Annotated in this window: 25 protein-coding genes; 16 read left to right on the forward strand and 9 right to left on the reverse strand. The window is 68.2% G+C overall.

What is annotated here, in order from left to right:
* Positions 1-568: 568 nt before the first annotated feature.
* Positions 569-1,690, reverse strand: a complete 1,122-nt coding sequence (locus VI08_RS13015; RefSeq protein WP_045830033.1) for an inorganic phosphate transporter — start codon at positions 1,688-1,690, stop codon at positions 569-571.
* A 13-nt stretch (positions 1,691-1,703) separates the two neighbouring features.
* Positions 1,704-2,333 (reverse strand): DUF47 domain-containing protein, encoded by a 630-nt coding sequence (locus VI08_RS13020; RefSeq protein ID WP_045830034.1) that lies wholly within the window; start codon positions 2,331-2,333, stop codon positions 1,704-1,706.
* A 115-nt stretch (positions 2,334-2,448) separates the two neighbouring features.
* Here VI08_RS13020 and VI08_RS13025 point away from each other — a divergent pair, with 115 nt between their 5' ends.
* On the forward strand, positions 2,449-3,765 hold the full coding sequence (locus VI08_RS13025) for a hemolysin family protein (RefSeq protein WP_045830035.1): 1,317 nt from the start codon (positions 2,449-2,451) through the stop codon (positions 3,763-3,765).
* 121 nt (positions 3,766-3,886) lie between these two features.
* Here VI08_RS13025 and VI08_RS21375 read toward each other — a convergent pair whose 3' ends face one another.
* Both VI08_RS21375 and VI08_RS13035 read right to left on the reverse strand, forming a co-directional pair.
* Positions 3,887-4,495 (reverse strand): exopolysaccharide biosynthesis protein, encoded by a 609-nt coding sequence (locus VI08_RS21375; RefSeq protein WP_045830036.1) that lies wholly within the window; start codon positions 4,493-4,495, stop codon positions 3,887-3,889.
* Between the two features lie 216 nt (positions 4,496-4,711).
* Entirely contained in the window at positions 4,712-5,482 is a 771-nt protein-coding gene (locus VI08_RS13035) for an RNA methyltransferase (protein ID WP_045830037.1), read from the reverse strand.
* A gap of 135 nt (positions 5,483-5,617) precedes the next feature.
* On the opposite strand from VI08_RS13035, the gene VI08_RS13040 reads away from it, so the two are divergent.
* Entirely contained in the window at positions 5,618-6,427 is an 810-nt protein-coding gene (locus VI08_RS13040; RefSeq protein ID WP_045830038.1) for an inositol monophosphatase family protein, read from the forward strand.
* Here the strand turns inward: VI08_RS13040 and hda are convergent.
* Genes hda through VI08_RS13055 form a run of 3 tightly spaced genes read right to left on the reverse strand, consistent with a single transcriptional unit; the run spans position 6,424 to position 9,290 of the window.
* Complete coding sequence (gene hda / locus VI08_RS13045) at positions 6,424-7,119, reverse strand: DnaA regulatory inactivator Hda (RefSeq protein WP_045830039.1); 696 nt, start codon at positions 7,117-7,119, stop codon at positions 6,424-6,426. The two genes, VI08_RS13040 and hda, sit on opposite strands and share 4 nt — an antisense overlap.
* Positions 7,116-8,300, reverse strand: a complete 1,185-nt coding sequence (locus VI08_RS13050) for an AI-2E family transporter (RefSeq protein WP_045830040.1) — start codon at positions 8,298-8,300, stop codon at positions 7,116-7,118. Before VI08_RS13050 ends, hda begins: the two co-directional genes overlap by 4 nt.
* Positions 8,301-8,303: 3 nt before the next feature.
* Entirely contained in the window at positions 8,304-9,290 is a 987-nt protein-coding gene (locus VI08_RS13055) for a DUF2066 domain-containing protein (RefSeq protein WP_045830116.1), read from the reverse strand.
* A 137-nt stretch (positions 9,291-9,427) separates the two neighbouring features.
* Between VI08_RS13055 and purM the strand changes: the two genes are divergently transcribed.
* The 3 genes from purM to VI08_RS13070 all read left to right on the forward strand — a co-directional run bounded on the left by purM (position 9,428) and on the right by VI08_RS13070 (position 11,948).
* Positions 9,428-10,465 (forward strand): phosphoribosylformylglycinamidine cyclo-ligase, encoded by a 1,038-nt coding sequence (gene purM / locus VI08_RS13060; RefSeq protein WP_045830041.1) that lies wholly within the window; start codon positions 9,428-9,430, stop codon positions 10,463-10,465.
* 8 nt (positions 10,466-10,473) lie between these two features.
* Entirely contained in the window at positions 10,474-11,109 is a 636-nt protein-coding gene (gene purN, locus VI08_RS13065; RefSeq protein ID WP_045830042.1) for a phosphoribosylglycinamide formyltransferase, read from the forward strand.
* Between the two features lie 137 nt (positions 11,110-11,246).
* Complete coding sequence (locus VI08_RS13070; RefSeq protein WP_045830043.1) at positions 11,247-11,948, forward strand: DUF3108 domain-containing protein; 702 nt, start codon at positions 11,247-11,249, stop codon at positions 11,946-11,948.
* Between the two features lie 113 nt (positions 11,949-12,061).
* On the opposite strand, the gene murA is transcribed toward VI08_RS13070, so the two are convergent.
* On the reverse strand, positions 12,062-13,321 hold the full coding sequence (murA, locus tag VI08_RS13075; RefSeq protein ID WP_045830044.1) for a UDP-N-acetylglucosamine 1-carboxyvinyltransferase: 1,260 nt from the start codon (positions 13,319-13,321) through the stop codon (positions 12,062-12,064).
* Positions 13,322-13,329: 8 nt separating this feature from the next.
* Complete coding sequence (locus VI08_RS13080; RefSeq protein WP_045830045.1) at positions 13,330-13,563, reverse strand: BolA family protein; 234 nt, start codon at positions 13,561-13,563, stop codon at positions 13,330-13,332.
* A gap of 183 nt (positions 13,564-13,746) precedes the next feature.
* Between VI08_RS13080 and VI08_RS13085 the strand changes: the two genes are divergently transcribed.
* From VI08_RS13085 to VI08_RS13135, 11 genes are all read left to right on the forward strand, one after another.
* Positions 13,747-14,760, forward strand: a complete 1,014-nt coding sequence (locus VI08_RS13085; RefSeq protein WP_045830046.1) for a KpsF/GutQ family sugar-phosphate isomerase — start codon at positions 13,747-13,749, stop codon at positions 14,758-14,760.
* Positions 14,761-14,769: 9 nt separating this feature from the next.
* Entirely contained in the window at positions 14,770-15,318 is a 549-nt protein-coding gene (locus tag VI08_RS13090; protein ID WP_045830047.1) for a KdsC family phosphatase, read from the forward strand.
* Positions 15,315-15,914, forward strand: a complete 600-nt coding sequence (lptC, locus tag VI08_RS13095) for an LPS export ABC transporter periplasmic protein LptC (protein ID WP_045830048.1) — start codon at positions 15,315-15,317, stop codon at positions 15,912-15,914. Before VI08_RS13090 ends, lptC begins: the two co-directional genes overlap by 4 nt.
* Entirely contained in the window at positions 15,877-16,440 is a 564-nt protein-coding gene (gene lptA, locus VI08_RS13100) for a lipopolysaccharide transport periplasmic protein LptA (protein ID WP_045830049.1), read from the forward strand. The genes lptC and lptA overlap by 38 nt, the downstream gene beginning before the upstream one ends.
* Before the next feature lie 3 nt (positions 16,441-16,443).
* Positions 16,444-17,163, forward strand: a complete 720-nt coding sequence (gene lptB, locus VI08_RS13105) for an LPS export ABC transporter ATP-binding protein (protein ID WP_045830050.1) — start codon at positions 16,444-16,446, stop codon at positions 17,161-17,163.
* Between the two features lie 99 nt (positions 17,164-17,262).
* Positions 17,263-18,744 (forward strand): RNA polymerase factor sigma-54, encoded by a 1,482-nt coding sequence (locus VI08_RS13110; RefSeq protein WP_045830051.1) that lies wholly within the window; start codon positions 17,263-17,265, stop codon positions 18,742-18,744.
* A 123-nt stretch (positions 18,745-18,867) separates the two neighbouring features.
* Positions 18,868-19,215, forward strand: a complete 348-nt coding sequence (gene hpf, locus VI08_RS13115; protein ID WP_045830052.1) for a ribosome hibernation-promoting factor, HPF/YfiA family — start codon at positions 18,868-18,870, stop codon at positions 19,213-19,215.
* Between the two features lie 132 nt (positions 19,216-19,347).
* Positions 19,348-20,250: an HPr(Ser) kinase/phosphatase gene (gene hprK / locus VI08_RS13120; protein ID WP_045830117.1), complete on the forward strand. Its 903-nt coding sequence runs from the start codon at positions 19,348-19,350 to the stop codon at positions 20,248-20,250.
* Positions 20,244-21,149 carry an RNase adapter RapZ gene (rapZ, locus tag VI08_RS13125; RefSeq protein ID WP_045830053.1) on the forward strand — a complete coding sequence of 302 codons (906 nt, stop codon included), beginning with the start codon at positions 20,244-20,246 and terminating at the stop codon, positions 21,147-21,149. The genes hprK and rapZ overlap by 7 nt, the downstream gene beginning before the upstream one ends.
* Positions 21,150-21,186: 37 nt before the next feature.
* A complete protein-coding gene (locus VI08_RS13130) occupies positions 21,187-21,579 on the forward strand; it encodes a PTS sugar transporter subunit IIA (RefSeq protein WP_045830054.1) in 393 nt (130 codons plus the stop codon).
* Positions 21,572-21,841, forward strand: a complete 270-nt coding sequence (locus VI08_RS13135; protein ID WP_045830055.1) for an HPr family phosphocarrier protein — start codon at positions 21,572-21,574, stop codon at positions 21,839-21,841. Before VI08_RS13130 ends, VI08_RS13135 begins: the two co-directional genes overlap by 8 nt.
* Positions 21,842-21,844 lie beyond the last annotated feature (3 nt).

Consider the following 21,844-nt stretch of genomic DNA (forward strand, 5'->3'; position numbering starts at 1 on the left):
CGGACCTGCGGACCGGGCCGTAGCACCGCCGTCGCCGCTTCGGGGCGTAACGCGGCCCTCCGCTCATGTCGACCCCAGGGGCCCACCCCCCACCGACCCCAGGCGCTTCGGTTCGTGCAGCAAAAACGGAGACGAGGCGAGCCGTCCCGCGCGCTGTGTGTACGGGTGAACGTTATGACTACGCCGCTGGCTCCAATGCCTTTCGCTCGAACGGGCGCGGTGCGCGGCGACAAACCCTCAGCAAGCGTGCTCCGTCGAGTCCACGTATCGTCGCCCATCGAAACGCCATGTGGCTGGCGTATTGCCAGCGTCAAGCGACACCGGCTTGTGCGACACGGAACGAGGCGTACCGACTCGGGGGCGGGCAGGCCCTTGGGGCCGACATGAGCGGAGGGCCGCCAAACGCAACGGTTATCGCAAAAGCGGCGCTACGGCCCGGTCCGCAGGTCCGCGACTGGCGGCACCAAGGGCCTGCCCGCCCCCGACCGCCGACACCCCACCAGCCTAAGGCGGCGCAAGCCGCTGGAAACATGCATCCGCGAAAGCGGATGAACCGGTTACGGATGCTTTAGAACAGATGGCCTAACTTGACCAGGGCGTAGCCAATGCCCGCCGTGATGGGCAGGGTCAGGATCCAGGCCCACACCATGCGCTCGACCACCGACCAGCGGATGGCGTTGAAGCGTTTGGCCGCGCCCACGCCCATGATCGACGCCGAGACGTTGTGCGTGGTCGACACCGGGATGCCGAGCACCGAGGCGGTGAGGATCACGGCGGCCGAGCTGCCCTCGGCGGCGAAGCCGTTGATGGGGTGCAGCTTCACCATTTTGTGGCCGAGGGTCTTGATGATGCGCCAGCCGCCGCCCGCGGTGCCGCCGGCCATGGTCAGCGCGCAGACCACCTTCACCCACACGGGGATGGGGAAGCCGCCCGGCGCGGCCGGGTCGTGCGCGATGCGCAGGAACGACAGGAACGCCGGCAGGTGGTCGAACTGGCCCGCCGCCGTGGCACCTGCCAGGGCCAGCGCGATGATGCCCATGCTCTTCTGGGCATCGTTCATGCCGTGGGACAGGCCCATGGCGCTGGCCGACACGATCTGCGCCTTGCCGAAGAAGCTGTTGACGAACGGGGTGCGGCCGAACCGGTGCAGCACGCCTTTCTGGCTCGAGAACCAGCCAAGCAGGGCGTAAAGGGCGCCCATCAGCAGGAAACCGATGACGAAGCCCAGGAACGGCGACACGATCATCGGCACGATGACCTTGGGCAGCACGCCCTTGCCCAGCCACCAGTGCGCGCCGCCCTGCCACCAGATGATGGCGTGGATGTTTTCCTGCGATGCCGCCAGGGCGGCGCCGCACAGGCCACCGACCAGGGCATGGCTGGAGCTGGACGGCAGGCCCAGCCACCAAGTGATGAGATTCCAGATCGTGGCGCCGAGCAGCGCGCTGATCAGCAGGTGCGAGCCGACATCGACCACCCCGGTATCGATGAGGCCGGAGGCGATGGTGGCCGCCACGGCCGTGCCCCACAGGGCGCCGGCCAGGTTGGTGACGGCGGCCAGCAGCACGGCCTGGCCCGGCGTGAGCACCTTGGTGGCCACCACGGTGGCGATGGAGTTCGCCGTGTCGTGGAACCCATTGATGTAGGTGAAGGCAAGGGCGATCAGGACGACCGCGATGACCATGCTCATGGGGCGCCCGCCGTCAGGAGTTCTTGAGGACGATGGCGTAGACCACGTTGCCGACGTCGCGGCACTTGTCGACCGCCTTCTCGATGAGCTCGAAGAGATCCTTGGCAAGGATGGCGCGAAGCGGATCGGACGCCTCGGCGTACAGGGTGCGGTAGGGGTCGAGCAGCAGGCGGTCGGCCTCGGCCTCGAGGGCGTGGAGCTGGTCGCGGAGCTTCTTCACCGGGCCGATCTTCAGGCCGTGGCGCAACTGGGCGATCATGTCGACCACGACGTCGGCCGAGCGCTCGAGCAGCACCGCACGCTGGCCAAAATCGACGCCCTGGAGCTTTTCGGCGACGATGATGTAGCGTTCAGCGAACTTCTCGATCGTCTTGGGGATCTTGTACAGCGCCGAGTTCAGCGCCTCGATGTCTTCACGGTCCAGGGCGGTGACGAAGGTGTTCACCAGTTCCTCGCCGATCTGCCCGTGCAGGGCCTTTTCCCGGGCGCGGGCGGTGGTGAAGGCCGCCATGACGGGGGCGCGATCGGTCTTGGTCACCAGTTCGTGCATCGCTTTCGCGCTTTCGCGGGCGGCTTCGGCGCTTTCTTCGAGCAGGCCGTAGAACTTGTCGCCCTTACCGAACATGGTCTGGAGTGAAAACATGGGGTTGCCTGGGGTATGCCGGGGAATATGACCGATATGTTACCGGACCTTCCGCCCGCCATGCTGCGCCCTGCCCGCAAGACCTTCCCTGCCGCGTCTGGTATATAGCCCGCACATGCTCACCGAACTCCTGCTGGTCTTCGTCCTTTCCCTCGGCAACGGGTTCTTCGCCCTGTCCGAGATGTCCGTGGTGGCCTCGCGCAAAAGCCGCCTCAAGCAGATGGCCCGCGACAGCCGGCGGGCCCGGGTGGCCCTGCAGCTCGCCGAGGCCCCGGAACAGTTCCTGTCCACCGTGCAGGTGGGCATGACCCTGATCATCCTGGTCACCGGCGCCCTGGCGGGCGACCAGCTCGCCGACCACTTCGCCGAGCTCATCCACGGCGACGGCCCGGCCTGGCTGGAGCCCTACATGCGGGTGCTCGGCTGGCTGCTCGGGTTCCTGCTGATGTCGCTGATCCAGATCATCGTCGGCGAGCTGGTGCCCAAGCGGGCCGCGCTCACCGCGCCGGAGAAGATCGCCAGCCAGATCGCGGTACCCATGATGGTGGTCTCGCGGATCACCCTGCCCCTGGTGTGGCTGCTCAACCACGTCTCCACCGGCATCCTGCGCGTGCTCGGCCTGCACCGGAAGGGCGCCAACGCCGCCACCGAAGAAGAGATCCGCCTGCTGGTGGCCGAGAGCGCCGAGCAGGGCATCCTCGACAGCGACGAGCGCAACATGGTGAACCGCGTGCTGCGGCTGGGCGACCGCACGGTGGGCTCGGTGATGACCCCGCGCATGAAGATCGCGTGGCTGGACATCAACGCCCCGCGCGAGGAAAACCTGGACGTGCTGCGCCAAACGCCGTTCTCGCGCTACCCCGTGTGCCGCCGCGACGAAAGCGAGGTGATCGGCACCGTCGAGGTGAAGTCGCTCATCCGTTCGCTGGAAACCGGCGAGGTGGACCTGTTCGCCCACATCGCCCGCCCGCTGTTCGTGCCGGCCACGGCGCGCGCGCTCGACCTGCTCGAGGCCTTCCGCGACGCCGACACCCAGCTGGCACTGGCGGTCGACGAATACGGCGACATCGAGGGCCTGGTGACGTTGAACGACCTGCTCTCGGCGGTGGTCGGCGCCACGGCGCCGGCTGCGGACGATACATCGCACGAGGGGCCGATCATCCGCCGCGACGACGGCAGCTGGCTGGTCGACGGCTCGTTGCCCGCGGACGACCTGCGTGAGCTGCTCCAGCTCGACCGCCTGCCGAACGAGGAGGAACACGATTTCCGTACGGTGGCGGGGATGGTGACCACGGCCTTCGGCCACATCCCGCATGCGGGTGAGTCGTTCGAGTGGCAGGGGCACCGTTTCGAGGTGGTGGACATGGATGGCGCCCGCATCGACAAGGTGCTGGTGGGCGTCCTGCCGGACGAGCCCGTCGTCGAGGACTAGCCCCCCCTGTAGGAGCGCGCTTGCGCGCGATGCTCTTTGTCGGTTCATTCGCGCTCGCGAACGCCTGTCCTCAGCGGCTATCGCCGCCTAGCGCGTGTGGCGTCGAGGCACAAGCTGTTGCTCAGAACATGTCGCGGAAGAACTTGATCAGTGCGTGGCTGAAGGTCGCCGACAAGGCGACGGCCGCGACAGTCGATCCCCACACCGCCAGAAGCAAGACACCATCGCGTTCGACTAGTGCGAACGCGAATGCGATCAGCATGCCGCCGAAAAGGTAGTTCGTGAACGGGATTGGCAGGGCAAGAAGGATGCCGATCAGGATCATCACCGCGCCCGAGATGAACGTGAAGGGCCGACGCGTGAGTTGTTGGACGCGTGGCTTGCAGGCCTTTTCGAGTCGGCGCGTGATGGGCTCGATGCGGTCGAGGAAACGCAGCAGGCCATCGCGCGACATGCCGCGCCGCTTGAGAAATCCCGGAATCCACGGATGCTCGAGGCCGATCAGCATTTCCAGGCCCAAGCCGACGACAAGGACACCCATCACACCGCCTATACCGACAGGCACCGGGATGAAGTTGGGTATGGCCAGCAGCAAAAGCAGGAACCCGAAGGCGCGGCGCTTCAGGGGCTCGAGAAGCTGCTCGACAGTGATGCGGTCGCCCGGTGTCGATAGCGCAGCCGCCCTGAGCAGGGCAGCCGTCTTGTCTTCGCGGGGTTCTTTCTCAGCCATACCGCGAACGTTGCCAGAGCGTCTTGAACGGCAGGTGAGCGGATGTGGCTTGCACCTGGGCCTAAGCAATCGCAGCCTGCAGGTGGGCGCCAAGGGCTCTTTGCCTCGAGCCCACACGCACTAGGCGGCGAATGCCGCTGACGACATGCATTCGCGAAAGCGAATGAACCGGTGAGAAAAGCATCGCCAGCAAGCTGGCTCCTACCATGGCGAGGGTTAGTCGCGTTTTTTTGCCATGCCTGCCATGCGCTGGGCATCGGCCAGGATGCCATGGAGGATGCGTAGCTCACGCAGCTCCGGCCGCGCGCGCAGGAACAGCTTGCGCAGCTTCAGCATGATCGTCGTCGGCGAACGGCCCTTGTGGAACTCGATGTCATCCAGCGTCTCGCCCAGGTGCGTGAAGAACCGCTCCACCTGCTCCGCATCCGCGGGAACTTCATCCGGATCCACCTCGGCTTCCACTGCGGCCACTGGCTCGGCCGCATCCGCCAGCAACGCCGAGCGGATCTCGTAGGCCACCACCTGCACCGCCTGCGAAAGGTTCAGCGAACTGAAATCGTCCACGCTCGGGATACGCACCATGGCGTGGCAGCGCGAGAGTTCGTCGTTTTCCAGCCCCGTGCGCTCGTTGCCGAACACCAGGGCCACCTGCTCGCCGCGGCGCGCGGCGGCGATGGCCTGGGCGGCGCCTTCGCGGGGGTCGAGCTCGGGCAGGTTCACCCCGCGGCGGCGGGCCGACAGGCCCAGGGCGAACGTGGTGCCGGCGAGGCCCCCGACCAGGTCGTCCACCACCACCGCGTTGCCGAGCACGTCATCGGCGCCGGCCGCGAGGGCCGTGGCCTCCGGGTCGGGGAAGCGGCTCGGGGCCACCAGGGTCAGGCGGTCGAAGCCCATGGTGCGGATGGCGCGGGCGGCCGAGCCGATGTTGCCCGAATGCGAGGTGCGGACGAGGACGAAGCGGAAGTGGTCGTACGGAGCGAGGGCCATGGGCGCCAGGAGGGTATCGTCAGGACCGGAAAGTCTACACCGGCCATTGACTTGGGCGCGCGCGCAGCCGGTGGTAAACTGCCCGACCGACGCGGCCCCGACCGCTTCCCCTGTTCTTTTGCCAAGCCGATCCCCATGCCAAGACCCGCCGTCAACGTCGCGGCGCGCGCCGCGCGCTCCGCAGGAAACATCATCCTGCGCTACATGAATCGCATCGAGGGCCTCGCGGTCGTCGAAAAGCAGCGGATGGACTTCGCCTCCGAGGTCGATCGCCTCGCCGAAGCCGAGATCGTCAAGGAACTGCGCCGCGCCTACCCCACCCACGCCATCGTGGGCGAGGAATCGGGCCAGACCGGCAAGGGGCCGCTGGTGTGGGTCATCGACCCGCTCGACGGCACGCATAACTACCTGCGCGGCATCCCCCACTTCTCCGTGTCCATCGCGCTGCTCGAAAAGGGCGAGCCGGTGTACGGCGTGGTGTTCGACCCGCTGCGCGACGAGCTCTTCACTGCCAGCAAGGGCGATGGCGCCTACCTCAACGACCGCCGCATCCGCGTCGGCCGTCGTGATGGCCTCGCCGGCGCGCTGCTCGGCACGGGCTACCCCTACCGCGTGCGCAACCACCTCGAATCGCAGCTGGCCATGACCAGCGCGCTGCTCCAGGAAGCGGAAGATATCCGCCGCATGGGCTCGGCCGCGCTCGACCTGGCCTACGTGGCCGCCGGCCGCCTCGACGGCTACTTCGAGCCGGGCCTGCAGTCGTGGGACATGGCCGCGGGCGCCCTGCTGGTGCGCGAGGCCGGTGGTGTCTACAACGATTTCTCGGGCCGCGAGGGCCTGCCGGAGAGCGGCAACATCATCGCCGCGAACCACAAGGTGGCTGCCGCCATGACCCAGGTCATCACGGCCAACGCCACGCCGCGCCTGCTCGGTACCGCCGGTTAATCCGGCTTTAGCAGGTTCTTCAGGAACGGCACCGTGACGCGACGCTGGGCAGCCAGCGTCGCGCGGTCGAGCGTATCGAGCAGGTCGAGCAGCGCGCCCAGGTCGCGCGGATGGTGCGCGAACAGCCAGTCGAGCACCGTGTCGTCCAGCTCGATGGCGCGGCCCGCCGCGTGGTCGCGCAGCACCTGGCGGCGCTCCACGTCACCCAGCGGCTTCAACACGGCCTGCGTCAGCGAGCCCAGGCGGGAACGAAGGTCGGGCAGGCCGAGCTCCAGCGCCGCCGGCGCCACGTTCGCCGCGAACAGCAAGGTGCAGCCGTCGGCCTTGTAGCTGTTGAAGGTGTCGAACAGCGCGTGCTCCGCGTCGGGGTCGCCCGCCACCGCATCCAGGTCGTCGATAGCCAGCAGGTCGCTGCCGGCCATGCCGCGGATGGCGGCTGCCCGCGTACCGCGGAGGCCGCCCAAGGGAAGGTATTGCGCGCTGCGCCCCGCATCGATCGCGGCCTGGCAGGCTGCCACGAGAAGGTGTGTGCGCCCGCTGCCCAACGGCCCGGAGACGAACACCCACGGCGCGCCCGCGTCCACGGCGGCGGCACCGACGGCCTCGACGGCCACGGCGTTCTCACCGGCGTGGAAATGCTCGAAGCGCTGGCGGCGGGGCCAGCGCAGGGCGAGGGGCAACTGGGTGGTCATGGCCCGTCTTTGGCCAACGGCGGCACGGGCACGGGCACGGGCACGGCAGGCACGGGCGGCCGGGTGACCGTCACATCCACGTTGACGTCCACGTCCAGCTTCTCGCGTTCCGCTGGCGGCGCCGACGCCTTGTACAGATTGCTTTCGCGGTAGCGCGCGAACACATAGCGCAGCACCACCACGACGACGGAGGCGGCCGGCAGCGCCAGCAGCACGCCCAGGAAGCCGAACAGGTGGCCGCCCGCCAGGACGGCGAAGATGACCGCGACCGGGTGCAGGCCGATCTTGCCGCCGACCAGGCGCGGCACCAGCACGTAGCCTTCGAGCAGCTGGCCCACGGTGAACACGCCGCACACGAGCAGCACGTGGGTCCAGTCGCCGTACTGCACCAGCGCGGCCACCAGCGCGGCCACGAAACCGATCATGAAGCCGAGGTAGGGCACGAAGCTGAGCAGGCCGGCGATCATGCCGATGAGCGGGCCGATGGAGATGCCCACCAGGGTGAGGCCGAGGCCGTAGAACACGCCCAGCGCCAGCATCACCAGCAGCTGGCCACGCACGAACGCGCCCAGCACCTGGTCGGATTCGCGCGAGAGGCGGACGACGGTGGGCTCGACCGAACGCGGGATGAGGCGCTGGATGTGCGCGATCATGGTGTCCCAGTCGCGCAACAGGTAGAACGCCACCACCGGGATCAGCACGGCGTTGGTCATCCAGGTGATGATGCCCATGCCCGATTGCGTGACACGCGCGATGGCGCGCGCGGCGATGCTGCCGATGCTGCCGATGTGCTCGCGGATGGTGGCCAGCACCTTGTCGGTGTCGAACGTATCCGGCTCCAGGTGCAGGCGCTGCTGCACCCACGGCAAGGCCACCGTTTTCGCCCATTCCACGTAATGCGGCAGGTTATCGATGAGGTTGGCGACCTGGCGCTGCACCAGCGGCACCAGCAACAACAGCACGCCCACGAAGATGACGGTGATGACGGTGAACACGATGCTCACCGCCCAGCTGCGGCCCATGCCCAGGCGCTGCAGGCGGTCGGCGAGCGGGTCGCCCAGGTAGGCCAGCATGGCCGCCAGGGCGAACGGCATGAGCACCGGCGCGAGGCCCCAGATGACGAGGATGATGACGCCGACCAGCGCCAGCATCTGCCAGCGGCGCGAAGTATCGTTGGCCATGGGTCAGGGCACCCAGCGGACGGCGAGGTCGGCGCCGTCGTGTGCGTCGGCGGCCAGCACGTGGCCGCCCGCGGCATAGCCGGCCACCAGCCGGGCCAGCGGCGCATTGGCGCTCACGTTGAACAGCACGCCGTCGGGCGTGGCGCTGAGCGGCGCCACCGTCTTGATGGCGGGATCGTTCTGGAACGTGGCGAGCAGGCCGGCGTAGTCGGTGGCCGAGCGCAGCCCCGAGACCCACACCTTGCCGCTGTTGCTGCCGCCGGCGTTGGCGGTGAACGAGCGGTCGAGCTTGTCGGCCATGGCATTGGCCCCGTTGCTGAGCAGCGCCGCGCGGGCTTCGCCGCTGTCGGACCACGATGAGGTGCGGCCCGCGTTCACCAGCGTCCACTCGGTGCCGTCGTCGCGAACCGTGCCGACGAGCACCGTGGCGGTGTTGTACTGGCGGGCCACCCCGGCCACCGCCGAGGTATCGCCGGCGGCGATGGCCTTGGCGTCCACGGGGGTATCCGACTTCGGGGTGACGATCTGGTAGCCGCGGGTATCGGCCATCTGGGCGAGCGGGGCCAGATCCTGCATGTTGAGCGCCTTGCCGGCGGCATCGTGGGCGATGACCAGCACGGGGGGCTTCGGCGCCGAGGCTGCGGCATCGCCCACCGCCAGCACGCGGCGGATGGCGCCCGGGTCGAAGGTGATCTCCAGGGCCAGGGGGGCGCCGTTGGCGCCGCCGGTGCGCGAATACTGGTACTGCTGCACCAGCCCGCCCGGCTGCTTCATGGCGTCGGCAAACCCCGGCTTGGTGCGGGGGTCGGCGCCGTTGTTGGCGCGGGCCAGCACCTGGGTAAGGCCGTTGGCGAAGGCCTGGTCGCGCACGGCCGCGGTGGTGTCAGGCACCGGCACGGACACCGTGTACATCGACGTCTGGGCCCAGGCCGGCCCCGCCAGGGCGAGCAGGCAAAGGATCAGGAAGGCGAAGGGACGGGCTGCGCGCATGGGCATGGCATCGCTCTGGGAAGGCGGGAAGTCTGCCCAAACCTTAGGCCAGCGTCCATCCAGACGGCGTGCAGGGCCCGGCCGGGGGCCCGGCTTGCTGCTATCATTGCGCGTTTCCACCAGCGCCGGAACCACGTATGTCCTCCGACCAGGGCTCCCTTACCTACCGCGACGCGGGCGTCGACATCGATGCCGGCAATGCCCTCGTCGAGCGCATCAAGCCGATGGTCAAGCGCACGTTCCGCCCCGAGGTCATGGGCGGGCTGGGTGGCTTCGGCGGCCTGTTCGACCTCAGCGGCCGCTACAAGGAGCCGGTGCTGGTCTCGGGTACCGATGGCGTGGGCACCAAGCTCAAGCTGGCGCAGACGCTCGGCCGCCACGACACCATCGGCATCGACCTGGTCGGCATGTGCGTCAACGACGTCCTCGTGCAGGGTGCCGAACCGCTGTTCTTCCTCGATTACTTCGCCACCGGCAAGCTCGACGTCGACACCGCCGCGTCGGTCGTCGGCGGCATCGCCCGCGGCTGCGAACTGGCCGGTTGCGCCCTCATCGGTGGCGAAACGGCCGAGATGCCCGACATGTACCCGCCGGGCGAATACGACCTGGCCGGCTTCACCGTCGGCGCGGTCGAGAAGGCGCACATGAATGACGGCACGAAGATCGTGGCTGGCGATGTCATCCTCGGCGTGGCCTCGTCGGGCCCGCACTCGAACGGCTACTCGCTCATCCGCCGCATCCTCGAGCGCGCCGGCTCGCCGCTCGACGCCGACGTCGGTGGCGTCAAGCTGGTCGACGCCCTGATGGCACCGACCACCATCTATGTGAAGCCGATCCTCGAGCTGCTGCAAAAGGTCGACGTGCACGGCATGGCCCATGTCACCGGCGGCGGCCTCACCGAGAACATCATCCGCGTGGTGCCCGAGGGCCTGGGCCTGGCCATCGACGCCGCATCGTGGGAACTGCCGCCTGTGTTCCAGTGGCTGCAGCGCGAGGGCAACGTCGCGCGCGAGGAGATGTGGCGCACGTTCAATTGCGGCATCGGCTTCACCGTGCTGCTCGACAAGGGCCAGGTCGACGCCGCCAAGGCCGCCCTTTCGGCCCACGGGCTGGCCAGCTGGGTCATCGGCAGCGTGGTCGCCGCCGATGGCGGGCACCGCGTCCACATCGGCTGAGAAAAGCCGTGGATCGTCCCCTGCGTGTCGCCGCGCTCGCTTCCGGGCGCGGCAGCAACCTCGCCGCACTCATCGCCGCGCGCCTGCCCGTGGAGTTCGTGCTGGTGGGTAGCGACAAGCCCTCGGCCGGCGCGCTCGACGTGGCGCGCCAGGCGGGCATCCCCACCGTCGCCATGCAGGCGAAGGATTTTGCCGACCGCGTGGCGTTCGATCGCGCGCTGTTCGGTGCCGTGGCCGAGGCTCGGCCCGACTTGCTCGTGCTGGCGGGCTACATGCGCATCATCGACGCCTCGGTGGTTGCCGCATGGGAGGGCCGCGCCATCAACATCCACCCTTCCCTGCTGCCGAAATACCGCGGCATGCACACGCACCGCCGCTGCCTCGAGGCGGGCGACACCGAGCACGGCGCCAGCGTGCACTTCGTCACCGCCGAACTCGATGGCGGCCCCGTCGTGGCCCAGGCGCGCATTGCCGTAGGCCCCACGGATACCGAAGAAACCCTCGCCACGCGCCTGCTGGTGGAGGAGCACACGCTGCTCCCCGCCGTGGTCGGCGCCATCGCCAGCGGCCGCCTGCAATGGCGCGGCCTGGCGATGTTCGATGGCAAGCCTCTCGAGCACCCTCTGGACGCCGCCTCGCTGTAGGAGCCCACTTCGTGGGCGACATCTCTTCGCGAAAGCACGACAGGCCCTGCAGCGTCATCGCCCAAAAGCTGTCGCCCACAGGGTGGGCTCCTACCGGTTGTCGCCGTCTATTCAGGCGGCGGGTTTACACTCGCTGCATGAAAACGACCCTTCTCCGCGCCAGCCTTGGCCTGGCCCTCGCCCTGCCCGCCGCCACCGCGTTCGCCGCCGACGTGCCGCAGCAGTTCACCGCCACGTATAACGTGCTGCAGGGCGGCTCGCCGCTCGGCAATGCCACGCTCACGCTCAAGCCTGCCGGCAATGGCCAGTTCGAATACAGCAACAAGGTGACCGGCACGTCCGGCCTCGCCGCCGCCATTGGCGCCAGCTCGTCCGAGGTGTCGCGCTTCACGTGGGCCGGCAAGGTGCCGCAGGCCGTGTCGTATAAGTACGACCTCTCGTCGGCGTTCAAGCCGAAGAGCCGCGAGCTGACGGTCAGCGGCAACACGGTGCAGGTGAAGGACAACAGCAAGTCGTATTCGTACCCCGCGCAGGCCGGCATGGTCGAGCGCAACACGCTGCCGCTCGCCCTCGGCGTGGCGCTGCGCGGCGGGGCGAAGCAAGCCACGTTCCCCGTCGGCGTGAAGCAGGCCATCGAGACGCAGTCGTTCAAGGTCGGTGGCAACGAGAAAGTCACCGTGCCCGCCGGCTCGTTCGACGCCATCCGCGTCGACCGCACCGACCAGGATCGCGGCTTCAACGCATGGTACGTGCCGACGAAATACCCCGTGCCGGTCAAGCTCGCCCAGAAGGATGGCGGCGACCTCACGCTCGAGTTGGTGAAGTTCGAAGGGAAATAAAAAAGAAACCCGCCTCACGGCGGGTTTTCTTACCTGTAGGAGCCCACCCTGTGGGCGACAGGTTTTCGCGAAGAGCTATCGCCCACGGGGTGGGCTCCTACGACAGCTGGCGGTTAGCCCGGCAGGCGGCGGATGCGTGCGCCCAGCACGCCGAGCTTCTCTTCGATGTTCTCGTAGCCGCGGTCGATGTGGTACACGCGATCGACCGTGGTGTCGCCTTCGGCGACAAGGCCGGCAAGCACGAGGCACGCGGAGGCGCGCAGGTCGGTGGCCATGATGGGCGCACCGCTCATCTTGGGCACGCCCGTGATGATGGCGGTGTTGCCCTCGAGGCGGATATCCGCACCCAGGCGCTGCAGTTCCAGCGCGTGCATGAAGCGGTTCTCGAACACCGTCTCGGTGATGACGCCCACGCCCTCGGCCACACAGTTGAGCGCCGTGAACTGTGCCTGCATGTCAGTGGGGAACGCCGGGTACGGCGCGGTCACCAGGTTCACGGCCTTGGGGCGGCGGCCCTGCATGTCGAGCTCGATCCAGTCGGGGCCGGTGCTGATGTGCGCGCCGGATTCCTCGAGCTTCTGCAACACGGCGTCGAGCGTATCGGCACGCGCGCCACGGGCGCGCACCTTGCCGCCGGTCATGGCGGCGCCGACGAGGAACGTGCCGGTTTCGATGCGGTCGGGCAGCACCTCGTAGTGCGCGCCGTGCAGGCGCTCGACGCCCTCGACGATGAGCGTGGAGGAGCCGATGCCGTCGATCTTCGCGCCCATGGCGATGAGGCAGTGGGCGAGATCCACCACCTCGGGTTCCTGGGCGGCGTTCTCGATGATGGTGGTGCCCTCCGCCAGGGTGGCGGCCATCAGGATGTTCTCGGTGCCGGTGACCGTCACCATGTCCATGACGATGCGCGCGCCCTTGAGGCGGCCGGCCTTCGCCTTGATGAAGCCGTTCTCGACCGTGATATCGGCACCCAGCGCCTGCAGGCCGCGGATGTGCTGGTCGACCGGGCGCGAGCCGATGGCGCAGCCGCCGGGCAGCGACACTTCGGCCTTGCCGTGGCGGGCCACCAGGGGGCCGAGCACGAGGATGGAGGCGCGCATGGTGCGCACCAGCTCGTACGGCGCCACGCAGCTGTTCTCCGGGCGCGGGTCGATGTGCATCTTCATGCGATCGTCGAGCACCACGCGCACGCCCATGCGGCCGAGCAGCTCGATGAAGGTGGTGACGTCGTGCAGGTGGGGCACGTTGCCGATGCTGACCGGCTCGTCGGCGAGGAGGCAGGAAGCAAGGATGGGGAGCACGGCGTTCTTGGCACCGCTGATGCTCACCTCACCCTGGAGCGGCTGGCCGCCGCTGATAAGGATCTTGGCCATGGTGTGTTTTAGGAATTCGCTTCTTCGGGGGTAAGGGTCTTCAGGCCCAGCGCATGGATGGCGCCGCCCATCAGGTCGCCCAGGGTGGCGTAGACGAGGCGGTGGCGGGCAAGCGGCAGCTTGCCGGCGAACTGGGCCGAGATGACCTCGGCTTCGAAATGGACGCCGTCGTCGCCGCGCACGTCCACCCGGGCGCCGGGCAGGCCGGCTTCGATCAATGCCTGGATGCGGGCAGCGTCCATGGGGGCTCCAAAGGATGGGGGAAATCGTCGCGCGGCCGGGGGTTCCGAAACGGTCCCTGAATCACCGGTCGATGGCAGCGACGATAAAATGAGAATATGTAATGGTAATGGAAATCCGGTGTCGCAGAAATGGACATCCCGGGTTGCCCAGGGACAAAACCCTACGCCCGGACCCAAACCCGCATGAACGCCCGCACCGCCCCGCCTGCCAGCAAGACGCCCGTGAACGCCGATGCCGTCGTGCGCAGCGCGCGCACGGTCATCGCCACCGAGGCCGCCGCCATACGGGCCCTGGAGCGCCGGGTCGATGCCGCCTTCGTCCGCGCCTGCGACATGATCCTCGCCTGCAAGGGCCGCGTGGTGGTCTCGGGCATGGGCAAGTCGGGGCACATCGCCCGCAAGATCGCCGCCACCCTCGCCTCCACGGGCACGCCCTCGTTCTTCGTCCACCCGGGCGAGGCCAGCCATGGCGACCTGGGCATGATCCAGCCCGACGACATCGTGCTGGCCATCTCCTACTCCGGCGAAACCGACGAGCTGCTCTTCATCCTGCCGGCCATCAAGCGCCAGGGCATCCCGCTCATCGCCATCACCGGCAACGCCAGGTCGTCCCTCGCCAGCCAGGCCGACGTGCACATCGATGGCAACGTGGCCTCCGAGGCCTGCCCGCACGGGCTGGCGCCCACCGCCAGCACCACGGCGGCGCTGGTGCTGGGCGATGCCCTGGCGGTGGCCCTGCTCGATGCCCGCGGCTTCACCTCCGACGATTTCGCCCGTTCGCACCCGGCCGGCAGCCTGGGGCGCCGCCTGCTCCTGCATATCGCCGACGTGATGCACAGCGGCGACGACGTGCCCCGCGTGCCGGTTACCGCCAGCCTCAGCGAGGCCCTGGTGGAGATGACCCGCAAGCACCTGGGCATGACCGCCGTGGTCGACGCCGATGGCCGCCTCCTCGGTGTCTTCACCGACGGCGACCTGCGCCGCGCGCTGGACGACGACGGGGTGGACCTGCGCGGCGCCACCGTGGCCCAGCTCATGACCCGCGGGCCCAAGACCATCGGCTCGGACAAACTGGCCGTCGAGGCCGCCCAGCTGATGGAGAAACACCAGATCCACGCCCTGCTGGTCACCGACGCCGATGGCTGCGTGGTCGGCGCCCTGAACATCCACGACCTGCTGCGCGCCCGCGTCGTCTGAAATCCGAGCATGGCCTACACCCACTACACCGACATCCCCGCCGACATCGCCGAACGCGCCGCACGCATCCGCGTCGTGGTGTTCGACGTGGACGGTACCCTGACCGATGGCCGCCTCTGGTATGGCGAGGATGGCCGCGAAACCAAGGTGTTCCACGTCCACGACGGCCTGGGCCTGAAACGGCTCCAGGAGAACGGCATCAAGGTGGCCATTATCACCGCCCGCATCAGCCACCCCGTGTCGCTGCGCGCCGAGGAGCTGGGCATCCAGCACGTCTACCAGGGCCAGAAAGACAAACGCGCCACGCTCAATGCCCTGCTCGAGGCCCTGCGCCTGTCGCCCGAGCAAGCCGCCTTCGTCGGCGACGACCTGCCCGACCTGCCGGCCATGGGCATCGCCGGCCTGGCCGTCGCGGTGGCCAACGCCCATCCGTGGGTGGCCGGGCGTGCGCACTGGCGCACCCGCCTCACCGGTGGCTACGGCGCCGCCCGCGAGGTGGCCGACATGATCCTGGCGGCGCAGGGCAAGGCCGAGGCCGAGCTGGAACGCTGGCTGTGAGCGTGCTCAACCTGTTCAAGGACCGCAGCGCCACCAGCGTGGGTGGCGTGCTGGCCGCCGCCCTCGGCGCCAGCGTGCTGCTGTATTACTGGGTGGCGCCCGAGAAGAAAGTGCAGGATTTCGTCGGCCCACCGCGGTCGGGCTATGTCCTCACTAACTTCGACCTCGACTCGTACAACGAACAGGGCAAGCCCGCGTTCAAGCTCATCGCGCCCCACCTCGAGCGCCGCGAGGGCGACGAATCGCTGTACATCAACGCCCCCGATTTCGTGCTGCCGCCCACCAAGGACACCACCGCGCCGCCGTGGACGGGCCACTCGCAATACGGGTGGGTCAACAAGGATGGCTCGCTGCTGAAACTGCAGGGCAAGGTGCACATGGATCGGGTCGCCTTCCAGGCCAACCCGCCCGCCAGCATCGATACCTCCGAGGTCACCGCGTGGCCGAAGGAAAACCGGCTTGAGACGGCCGAAGCGGCCCGGATCGTGCAGGGAAGCTCTACAATGGACGGCGTAGGCATGCGCGCCAACCTCGACACCAAGCACCTGGAGCTCCTCGATGCAGTCCACACCACGTACCAGCCACGCAAGCGCTAAGGCACTCGCCGCGGCCTGCGCCGTGGCGCTCCTGGCGCTCGCCTCGCCGGCCATGGCCAAGAAATCGGACCGCAACGAAGTCGTCCACGTCGATGCCAAGACCTTCGACGGCTCGCAGCAGCCGCAGGGCATCGTCATCTACACCAACAACGTGGTGATCACCCAGGGCACCCTGAAGATCACCGGCGCCAAGGCCACGGTGTACCTCAACGACGATAACTCCGTGAAGCGCGCCGTCATCGATGGCAAGCCCGCCACCGTGCAGCAGCAGGATGAGCAGGGCAACTGGATGCACGGCCGCGCCAACAACATCGATTACAACAACGAAACCAGCGTGGCCATCCTCACCGGCAACGCCCACGTCGACCAGCCCAACAAGGGCACGTCCGACGGCGACAAGCTCACCTACAACACCAACGACAGCACGATGACCGGCGAAAGCAATGGCGCCTCCACCGTGCACATGACCTTCCAGCCGAAGAACCAGCAAGGCGCCGCCCCGGCCGCCGACAAGAAGAAGCCCTGACCGATGCTTTCAGCCCAAGGCCTGCAGAAGCGGTTCCGCGCCCGCCAGGTGGTGCGCGATTTCGCCTTCTCCATCCGCGAAGGTGAAGTGGTGGGCCTGCTCGGCCCCAACGGCGCCGGCAAGACCACCTGCTTCTACATGGTGGTGGGCCTCATCCAGGCCGATGCCGGCGTCATCAAGCTCGACGACAAGGACATCACCGGCCTGCCCATGCACGCCCGCGCCAAGCTCGGCATCGGCTATCTCCCGCAGGAGGCCTCGGTGTTTCGCCGCCTCAGCGTCTCGGACAACATCCTGGCCGTGCTCGAGCTGCGCGAGAACATGACCCAGAAGCAGCGCGAGGACGAACTCGAAAGCCTGCTCGACGAGTTGAAGATCTCGCATATCGCCGAGCAAAAGGGCATCAGCCTCTCCGGTGGCGAGCGCCGCCGTGTCGAGATCGCCCGCGCCCTCGCCGCCCGCCCGCGCTACATGCTGCTCGACGAGCCGTTCGCCGGCGTCGACCCCATCTCGGTGGGCGAGATCCAGCGCATCGTGCGCCACCTCAAGGAGCGCGGCATCGGCGTGCTCATCACCGACCACAACGTGCGCGAAACCCTGGGCATCTGCGACCGCGCTTACATCCTCAACGATGGCGAAGTGCTGTCGCGTGGCACGCCCCAGCACATCCTGGCTGACGAAAAGGTGCGCGAGGTGTACCTGGGCCGTGAGTTCCGCATCTAGCACTGCGCAAAACCGGCCAGCCGGCCTAGCCGGCACGGTGGCTGGTTTAGCGGGGCCGCAAGGGGTTACGATGGGTTCGTAACCCTACTCCGCGAAGGTATGAAACCCGGACTCCAGTTTCGCCTGCACCAGCAGCTCACGCTGACGCCCCAGCTCCAGCAGGCCATCCGCCTGTTGCAGCTGTCGCAGCTTGAGCTCGAGGCCGAGCTCCGCCAGATCGCGGAAAGCAACCCGCTGCTCGAATTCGCCGAGGATGCCGAATCCGAGCCCGAGGCCAGCGAGGAAACCGCCAGCTTCGACGAGGCCATGGATTTCCGCTCCCGCGACGAGGTGCCCGCCAAGGCCACCCGCGAGGAAGAAACCACCGCCTCCTCTTCCGAGGATCTCGCCCCCGACTGGGACGACGATCGCTTCCAGGGCGAAGCCGGCGACTACGCGGGCGCCCCCTCCCGCAGCGGGGGCGGCGACGAAGAAGGCTTCGAGCCGCAGAACGCCGCACCGGAGAGCCTCCAGCAGCACCTGGAGTGGCAGCTCAACCTCTCCCAGTTCACCCCGCGCGACCACGCCATCGCCACCGCCATCATCCATGTGCTGGACGAGGACGGTTACCTGCGCGACGGGCTCGAGGCGGTGCAGGCCGCGCTGCGCGAGTTCCACGCCGACCTCGACGAGATCGAGGCCGTGCGCAAGCGCATCCAGCGGTTCGACCCCACGGGCATCGCCAGCCTCGACCTGCGCGACTGCCTGCTGTGCCAGCTCAGCCAGTTCGCCACCGATACACCCCAGCGCGACCTCGCCATCCGCATCGTCAACGAGGAGATCGAGCTGCTGGCGCGCAACGACACCGGCAAGATCGCCCGCCGCCTCAAGGCGGCCGAGCCCGACGTCGCCGTGGCCGCCGCGCTCATCCGCAGCCTCGACCCGCGGCCGGGCGCCGCCCTCGACGCCACCCCGGTGGAGTACGTGGCCCCCGACGTCTACGCGCGCCGTGAGAACGGCCGCTGGCGGGTCAGCCTGAACCCCGACGCCCAGCCCCGCCTGGGCCTCAACCAGCATTACTGCAACCTCATCGCCCGCGCCCGCGGCGACGACGCCACGTGGATGAAGGGCCAGCTGCAGGAGGCCCGCTGGCTGCTGAAGAGCCTGCAGTCGCGCGCCGAGACGCTCACCAAGGTGGCCGAGGTCATCGTCCGCCGCCAGGCCGCCTTCCTCGATTACGGCCCCGAGGCCATGCACCCCCTGGTGCTGCGCGAGGTGGCCGAGGAAGTCGGCATGCACGAATCCACCATTTCCAGGGTCACCACGCGCAAGTACATGCACACGCCGCGCGGTACCTTCGAGCTGAAGCATTTCTTCTCCAGTGGCGTGGCCACGGAGGATGGCGGAAGCGCGTCCGCCACGGCCATCCAGGCCATGCTGCGCAAGCTGATCACGGCGGAAGACCCGCGTCGCCCGCTGTCCGACCAGGCCCTGGCGGAGGAACTGCATCGACGCGGAATTCAGGTCGCCCGCCGTACGGTGGCCAAGTACAGGGAAGCCATGCGCATCCCCAGTTCCAGCGAACGCGTGCGCGCGGGCTGAACGCCCGCGACGGAACCCCATCGGAGGCCCGCGGTCCCACCTACATCGGAAATAGGAGCGGCACCCCCGCCACTCCCCCCTCGCCGCCCCCGACGGCGGCACCCTCAGCAAGAAGGAGGCGTCATGCAAATCCAGATCAGCGGCCAGCACATCCAGGTCACCCCTGCCCTCCGCGAGCGCGTGGAGCAGCAAATCGGCCGCTTCGAACGCCTTTTCGACAACATCACCGCCCTTGATGTGGTCCTCTCCGTGGACAAGGCTGAACACAAGGCCGGTGGCACCCTGCACTGTTCGGGCACCCGCCTGCACGCCGATGGCCTGGCCCGCCAGCAGGACGGCACCATCAGCGACCGCATGTACGCCGCCATCGACGAGATGATCACGAAGCTCGCCGACCAGCTGAAGAAGCATAAGGAAAAGCTTAAGGACCACCACAACGCCGAGGTCCGCGAGGCCCGCGAAGCCATCTGAGGCGCCAAACCAGCCCTGTGGCACAATATAAGCAAGCCGGCACCCCCGCGTGCCGGCTTTTTTCTTGTGGCCCAAGGACCCTGCGTGGAACGGCTCACCGCCAGACAACTCTTCGACGGCGTGCACGAACGCATGGCCCTGCGCTGGGTCGCCGGCATGCGTGGCGAGGCCCGCGTGCTGGAGCCCAACACCAAGCAGAGCCGCCGCCCGTCGCTGGTGGGCTACCTCAACGTCATCTACCCCAACAAGCTGCAGATCATCGGCACCGAGGAGCTGAACTACCTCGACGGCCTGGATTCGCGCCAGCGCTGGGAGGCCATCCACAAGATCGCCGCGTACCAGCCTGCCGCCCTCATCGTCACCAAGGACCAGGCCATCCCGCCTGATCTGCGCGAAGTGGCCGAGGAAACCGACACCCCGCTGTGGCAGAGCACCAAGCGCGGGCATGAGCTGCTTACCTACCTGCAATACCACCTGGCGCGTACGCTCGCGCCGCGGGTCACCTTGCACGGCGTGTTCCTCGAGGTGTTCTCCATCGGCGTGCTGATCACCGGCGAGCCGGGCTCGGGCAAGAGCGAGCTCGCGCTGGAACTCATCAGCCGCGGCCACCGTCTGGTGGCCGACGACGCCACCGAGTTCACGCTCATCGCCCCCGACGTCATCGACGGCGCCTGCCCCGAACTGCTACAGGACCTGCTCGAGGTACGCGGCCTGGGCGTGCTCAACATCCGCGAAATGTTCGGCCACACGGCGGTCAAGCCATCGAAGTACCTGCGCCTGGTCATCCACCTCAAGCCGCTGAAAGATGGCGAGGAAACCGACGCCATGACCCGCCTTACCGGCGATGTCAGCCGCCGCAACGTGCTCGATGTCGACGTGCCCAAGATCACCATCCCCGTCGCCCCCGGCCGCAACCTCGCGGTGCTGGTCGAGGCGGCGGTGCGCAACCATGTGCTGAAGAGCAAGGGCATCGACCCGGCTCAGACCTTCATCGACCGGCAGGCGCACCAGATGCGCCGCTTCTCCCCATGGTGAGCCAGGTGACCGACGAGAACAGCCCCATCCACAACGCCGACGCCCTGCACCTCGTGGTGCTCACCGGCATGTCCGGTGGCGGCAAGACGGTGGCCCTGCGCGCGCTCGAGGACCTCGAGTTCTACTGCGTCGACAACATGCCCGCGGAGCTGATACCGCAGCTGGTCGCCGCCGTGAGCCACGGCGAGCACGGGCCGCGCCGGCGCATCGCCGTGGGCGTGGACGTGCGCAACCGCCGTTCCGACCTGGAGCGCATGCCGCACGTGCTGTCCGAGCTGTCCACCGCGGGCGTGCACGTGCACCTCATCTTCCTCGACAGCCGCGACGACGTGCTCATCAAGCGGTATTCCGAGACCCGCCGGCGCCACCCGCTGGCCGTCGAGCGCCGCTCCCTCGCCGACTCCATCGCCGAGGAACGCCGGCTGCTGCGCCCGCTGGTGGCCATCGCCGAGAAGGTCATCGATACCTCCGAGCTCAACGTGCACCAGCTGCGCCGCCTGTTCGCCACCGGCTACGCCGCGGCCAGCGACGGCACCACGCTGCTGTTCGAATCCTTTGCCTACCGCCGCGGCCTGCCGTCGGATGCCGACTTCGTGTTCGACGCCCGTTGCCTGCCCAACCCGCACTGGGAGCCGCGCCTGCGCCCCTTCTCGGGCCGCGACCAGGCGGTGCGCGAATACCTCGACGCGCAGCCGGTTGTCGGCGAATACTATGCCGACGTGGCACGGTGGCTCGATACGTGGCTGCCGCGCTTCGAAGGCGAAGACCGCAGCTACGTCACGGTCTCGATCGGCTGCACGGGCGGGCGCCACCGCTCGGTGTATCTGGTGGAACGCCTGGCTCAGCATTTCCGCACGGAGCGCGGCAACGTCCTTACTTTCCACCGCGAGCTCGAATGAGCACTCCAACCCAACCCAGCCACGCCAGGGCCCGGCCATGAGCGTCGGCGTGCTCCTCATGACGCACGAGGCCGTGGGCCATGCCCTGGTCTCCGCCGCGCGCCACGTCATGCCCAAGCTGCCGCTGACGGTCGATGCCGTGGAGGTGCCACCCGGCGCCGACCCCGATGTCATGCGTTCGCTCACCGCCCGCCATGCGCGCGCGCTGGATACCGGCGACGGCGTGCTCGTGCTGGCCGACCTGTACGGCGCCACCCCCTGCAACATCGGGCTGTCGCTGGCCGAGCTGGGCGTGCGCCTGCGCTGCGTCTCCGGCCTCAACCTGCCCATGCTTCTGCGTGTGCTCAACTATTCCGAAAAATCGCTCACCGAACTGGCGGAAGTGGCCGCCACCGGGGGACGCGGGGGGATCTTCATCGACCATGCTTGAACAGGAAATCACCGTATCCAACCGGCTTGGCCTGCACGCCCGCGCGTCCGCCAAGCTCGTGCAGCTGGTGTCCAGCTTCAAGGCCACCGTGCACCTGGTGAGCAAGGGACGCGAAGTGAACGCGCAAAGCATCATGGGCGTCATGATGCTGGCGGCGGGCATGGGCACCCAGCTCGTGGTGCGCGCCGAGGGCGATGACGAGGCGGCCGCCGTCGCCGCCGTCGTCGAGCTCTTCAACCGCAAGTTCGACGAGGGGCAGTAGCGC

This window comes from Luteibacter yeojuensis, from assembly GCF_000964085.1.
Classification (GTDB): Bacteria; Pseudomonadota; Gammaproteobacteria; order Xanthomonadales; family Rhodanobacteraceae; genus Luteibacter; species Luteibacter yeojuensis_A.

Bases quoted from the DNA above. Each gene is read 5' to 3' on its own strand.
- VI08_RS13015 (WP_045830033.1), bottom strand. From the start codon at position 1,690: ATGAGCATGGTCATCGCGGTCGTCCTGATCGCCCTTGCCTTCACCTAC.
- VI08_RS13020 (WP_045830034.1), bottom strand. From the start codon at position 2,333: ATGTTTTCACTCCAGACCATGTTCGGTAAGGGCGACAAGTTCTACGGC.
- VI08_RS13025 (WP_045830035.1), top strand. From the start codon at position 2,449: ATGCTCACCGAACTCCTGCTGGTCTTCGTCCTTTCCCTCGGCAACGGG.
- VI08_RS21375 (WP_045830036.1), bottom strand. From the start codon at position 4,495: ATGGCTGAGAAAGAACCCCGCGAAGACAAGACGGCTGCCCTGCTCAGG.
- VI08_RS13035 (WP_045830037.1), bottom strand. From the start codon at position 5,482: ATGGCCCTCGCTCCGTACGACCACTTCCGCTTCGTCCTCGTCCGCACC.
- VI08_RS13040 (WP_045830038.1), top strand. From the start codon at position 5,618: ATGCCAAGACCCGCCGTCAACGTCGCGGCGCGCGCCGCGCGCTCCGCA.
- hda (WP_045830039.1), bottom strand. From the start codon at position 7,119: ATGACCACCCAGTTGCCCCTCGCCCTGCGCTGGCCCCGCCGCCAGCGC.
- VI08_RS13050 (WP_045830040.1), bottom strand. From the start codon at position 8,300: ATGGCCAACGATACTTCGCGCCGCTGGCAGATGCTGGCGCTGGTCGGC.
- VI08_RS13055 (WP_045830116.1), bottom strand. From the start codon at position 9,290: ATGCGCGCAGCCCGTCCCTTCGCCTTCCTGATCCTTTGCCTGCTCGCC.
- purM (WP_045830041.1), top strand. From the start codon at position 9,428: ATGTCCTCCGACCAGGGCTCCCTTACCTACCGCGACGCGGGCGTCGAC.
- VI08_RS13070 (WP_045830043.1), top strand. From the start codon at position 11,247: ATGAAAACGACCCTTCTCCGCGCCAGCCTTGGCCTGGCCCTCGCCCTG.
- murA (WP_045830044.1), bottom strand. From the start codon at position 13,321: ATGGCCAAGATCCTTATCAGCGGCGGCCAGCCGCTCCAGGGTGAGGTG.
- VI08_RS13080 (WP_045830045.1), bottom strand. From the start codon at position 13,563: ATGGACGCTGCCCGCATCCAGGCATTGATCGAAGCCGGCCTGCCCGGC.
- VI08_RS13085 (WP_045830046.1), top strand. From the start codon at position 13,747: ATGAACGCCCGCACCGCCCCGCCTGCCAGCAAGACGCCCGTGAACGCC.
- VI08_RS13090 (WP_045830047.1), top strand. From the start codon at position 14,770: ATGGCCTACACCCACTACACCGACATCCCCGCCGACATCGCCGAACGC.
- lptA (WP_045830049.1), top strand. From the start codon at position 15,877: ATGCAGTCCACACCACGTACCAGCCACGCAAGCGCTAAGGCACTCGCC.
- lptB (WP_045830050.1), top strand. From the start codon at position 16,444: ATGCTTTCAGCCCAAGGCCTGCAGAAGCGGTTCCGCGCCCGCCAGGTG.
- VI08_RS13110 (WP_045830051.1), top strand. From the start codon at position 17,263: ATGAAACCCGGACTCCAGTTTCGCCTGCACCAGCAGCTCACGCTGACG.
- hpf (WP_045830052.1), top strand. From the start codon at position 18,868: ATGCAAATCCAGATCAGCGGCCAGCACATCCAGGTCACCCCTGCCCTC.
- hprK (WP_045830117.1), top strand. From the start codon at position 19,348: ATGGCCCTGCGCTGGGTCGCCGGCATGCGTGGCGAGGCCCGCGTGCTG.
- rapZ (WP_045830053.1), top strand. From the start codon at position 20,244: ATGGTGAGCCAGGTGACCGACGAGAACAGCCCCATCCACAACGCCGAC.
- VI08_RS13130 (WP_045830054.1), top strand. From the start codon at position 21,187: ATGAGCGTCGGCGTGCTCCTCATGACGCACGAGGCCGTGGGCCATGCC.
- VI08_RS13135 (WP_045830055.1), top strand. From the start codon at position 21,572: ATGCTTGAACAGGAAATCACCGTATCCAACCGGCTTGGCCTGCACGCC.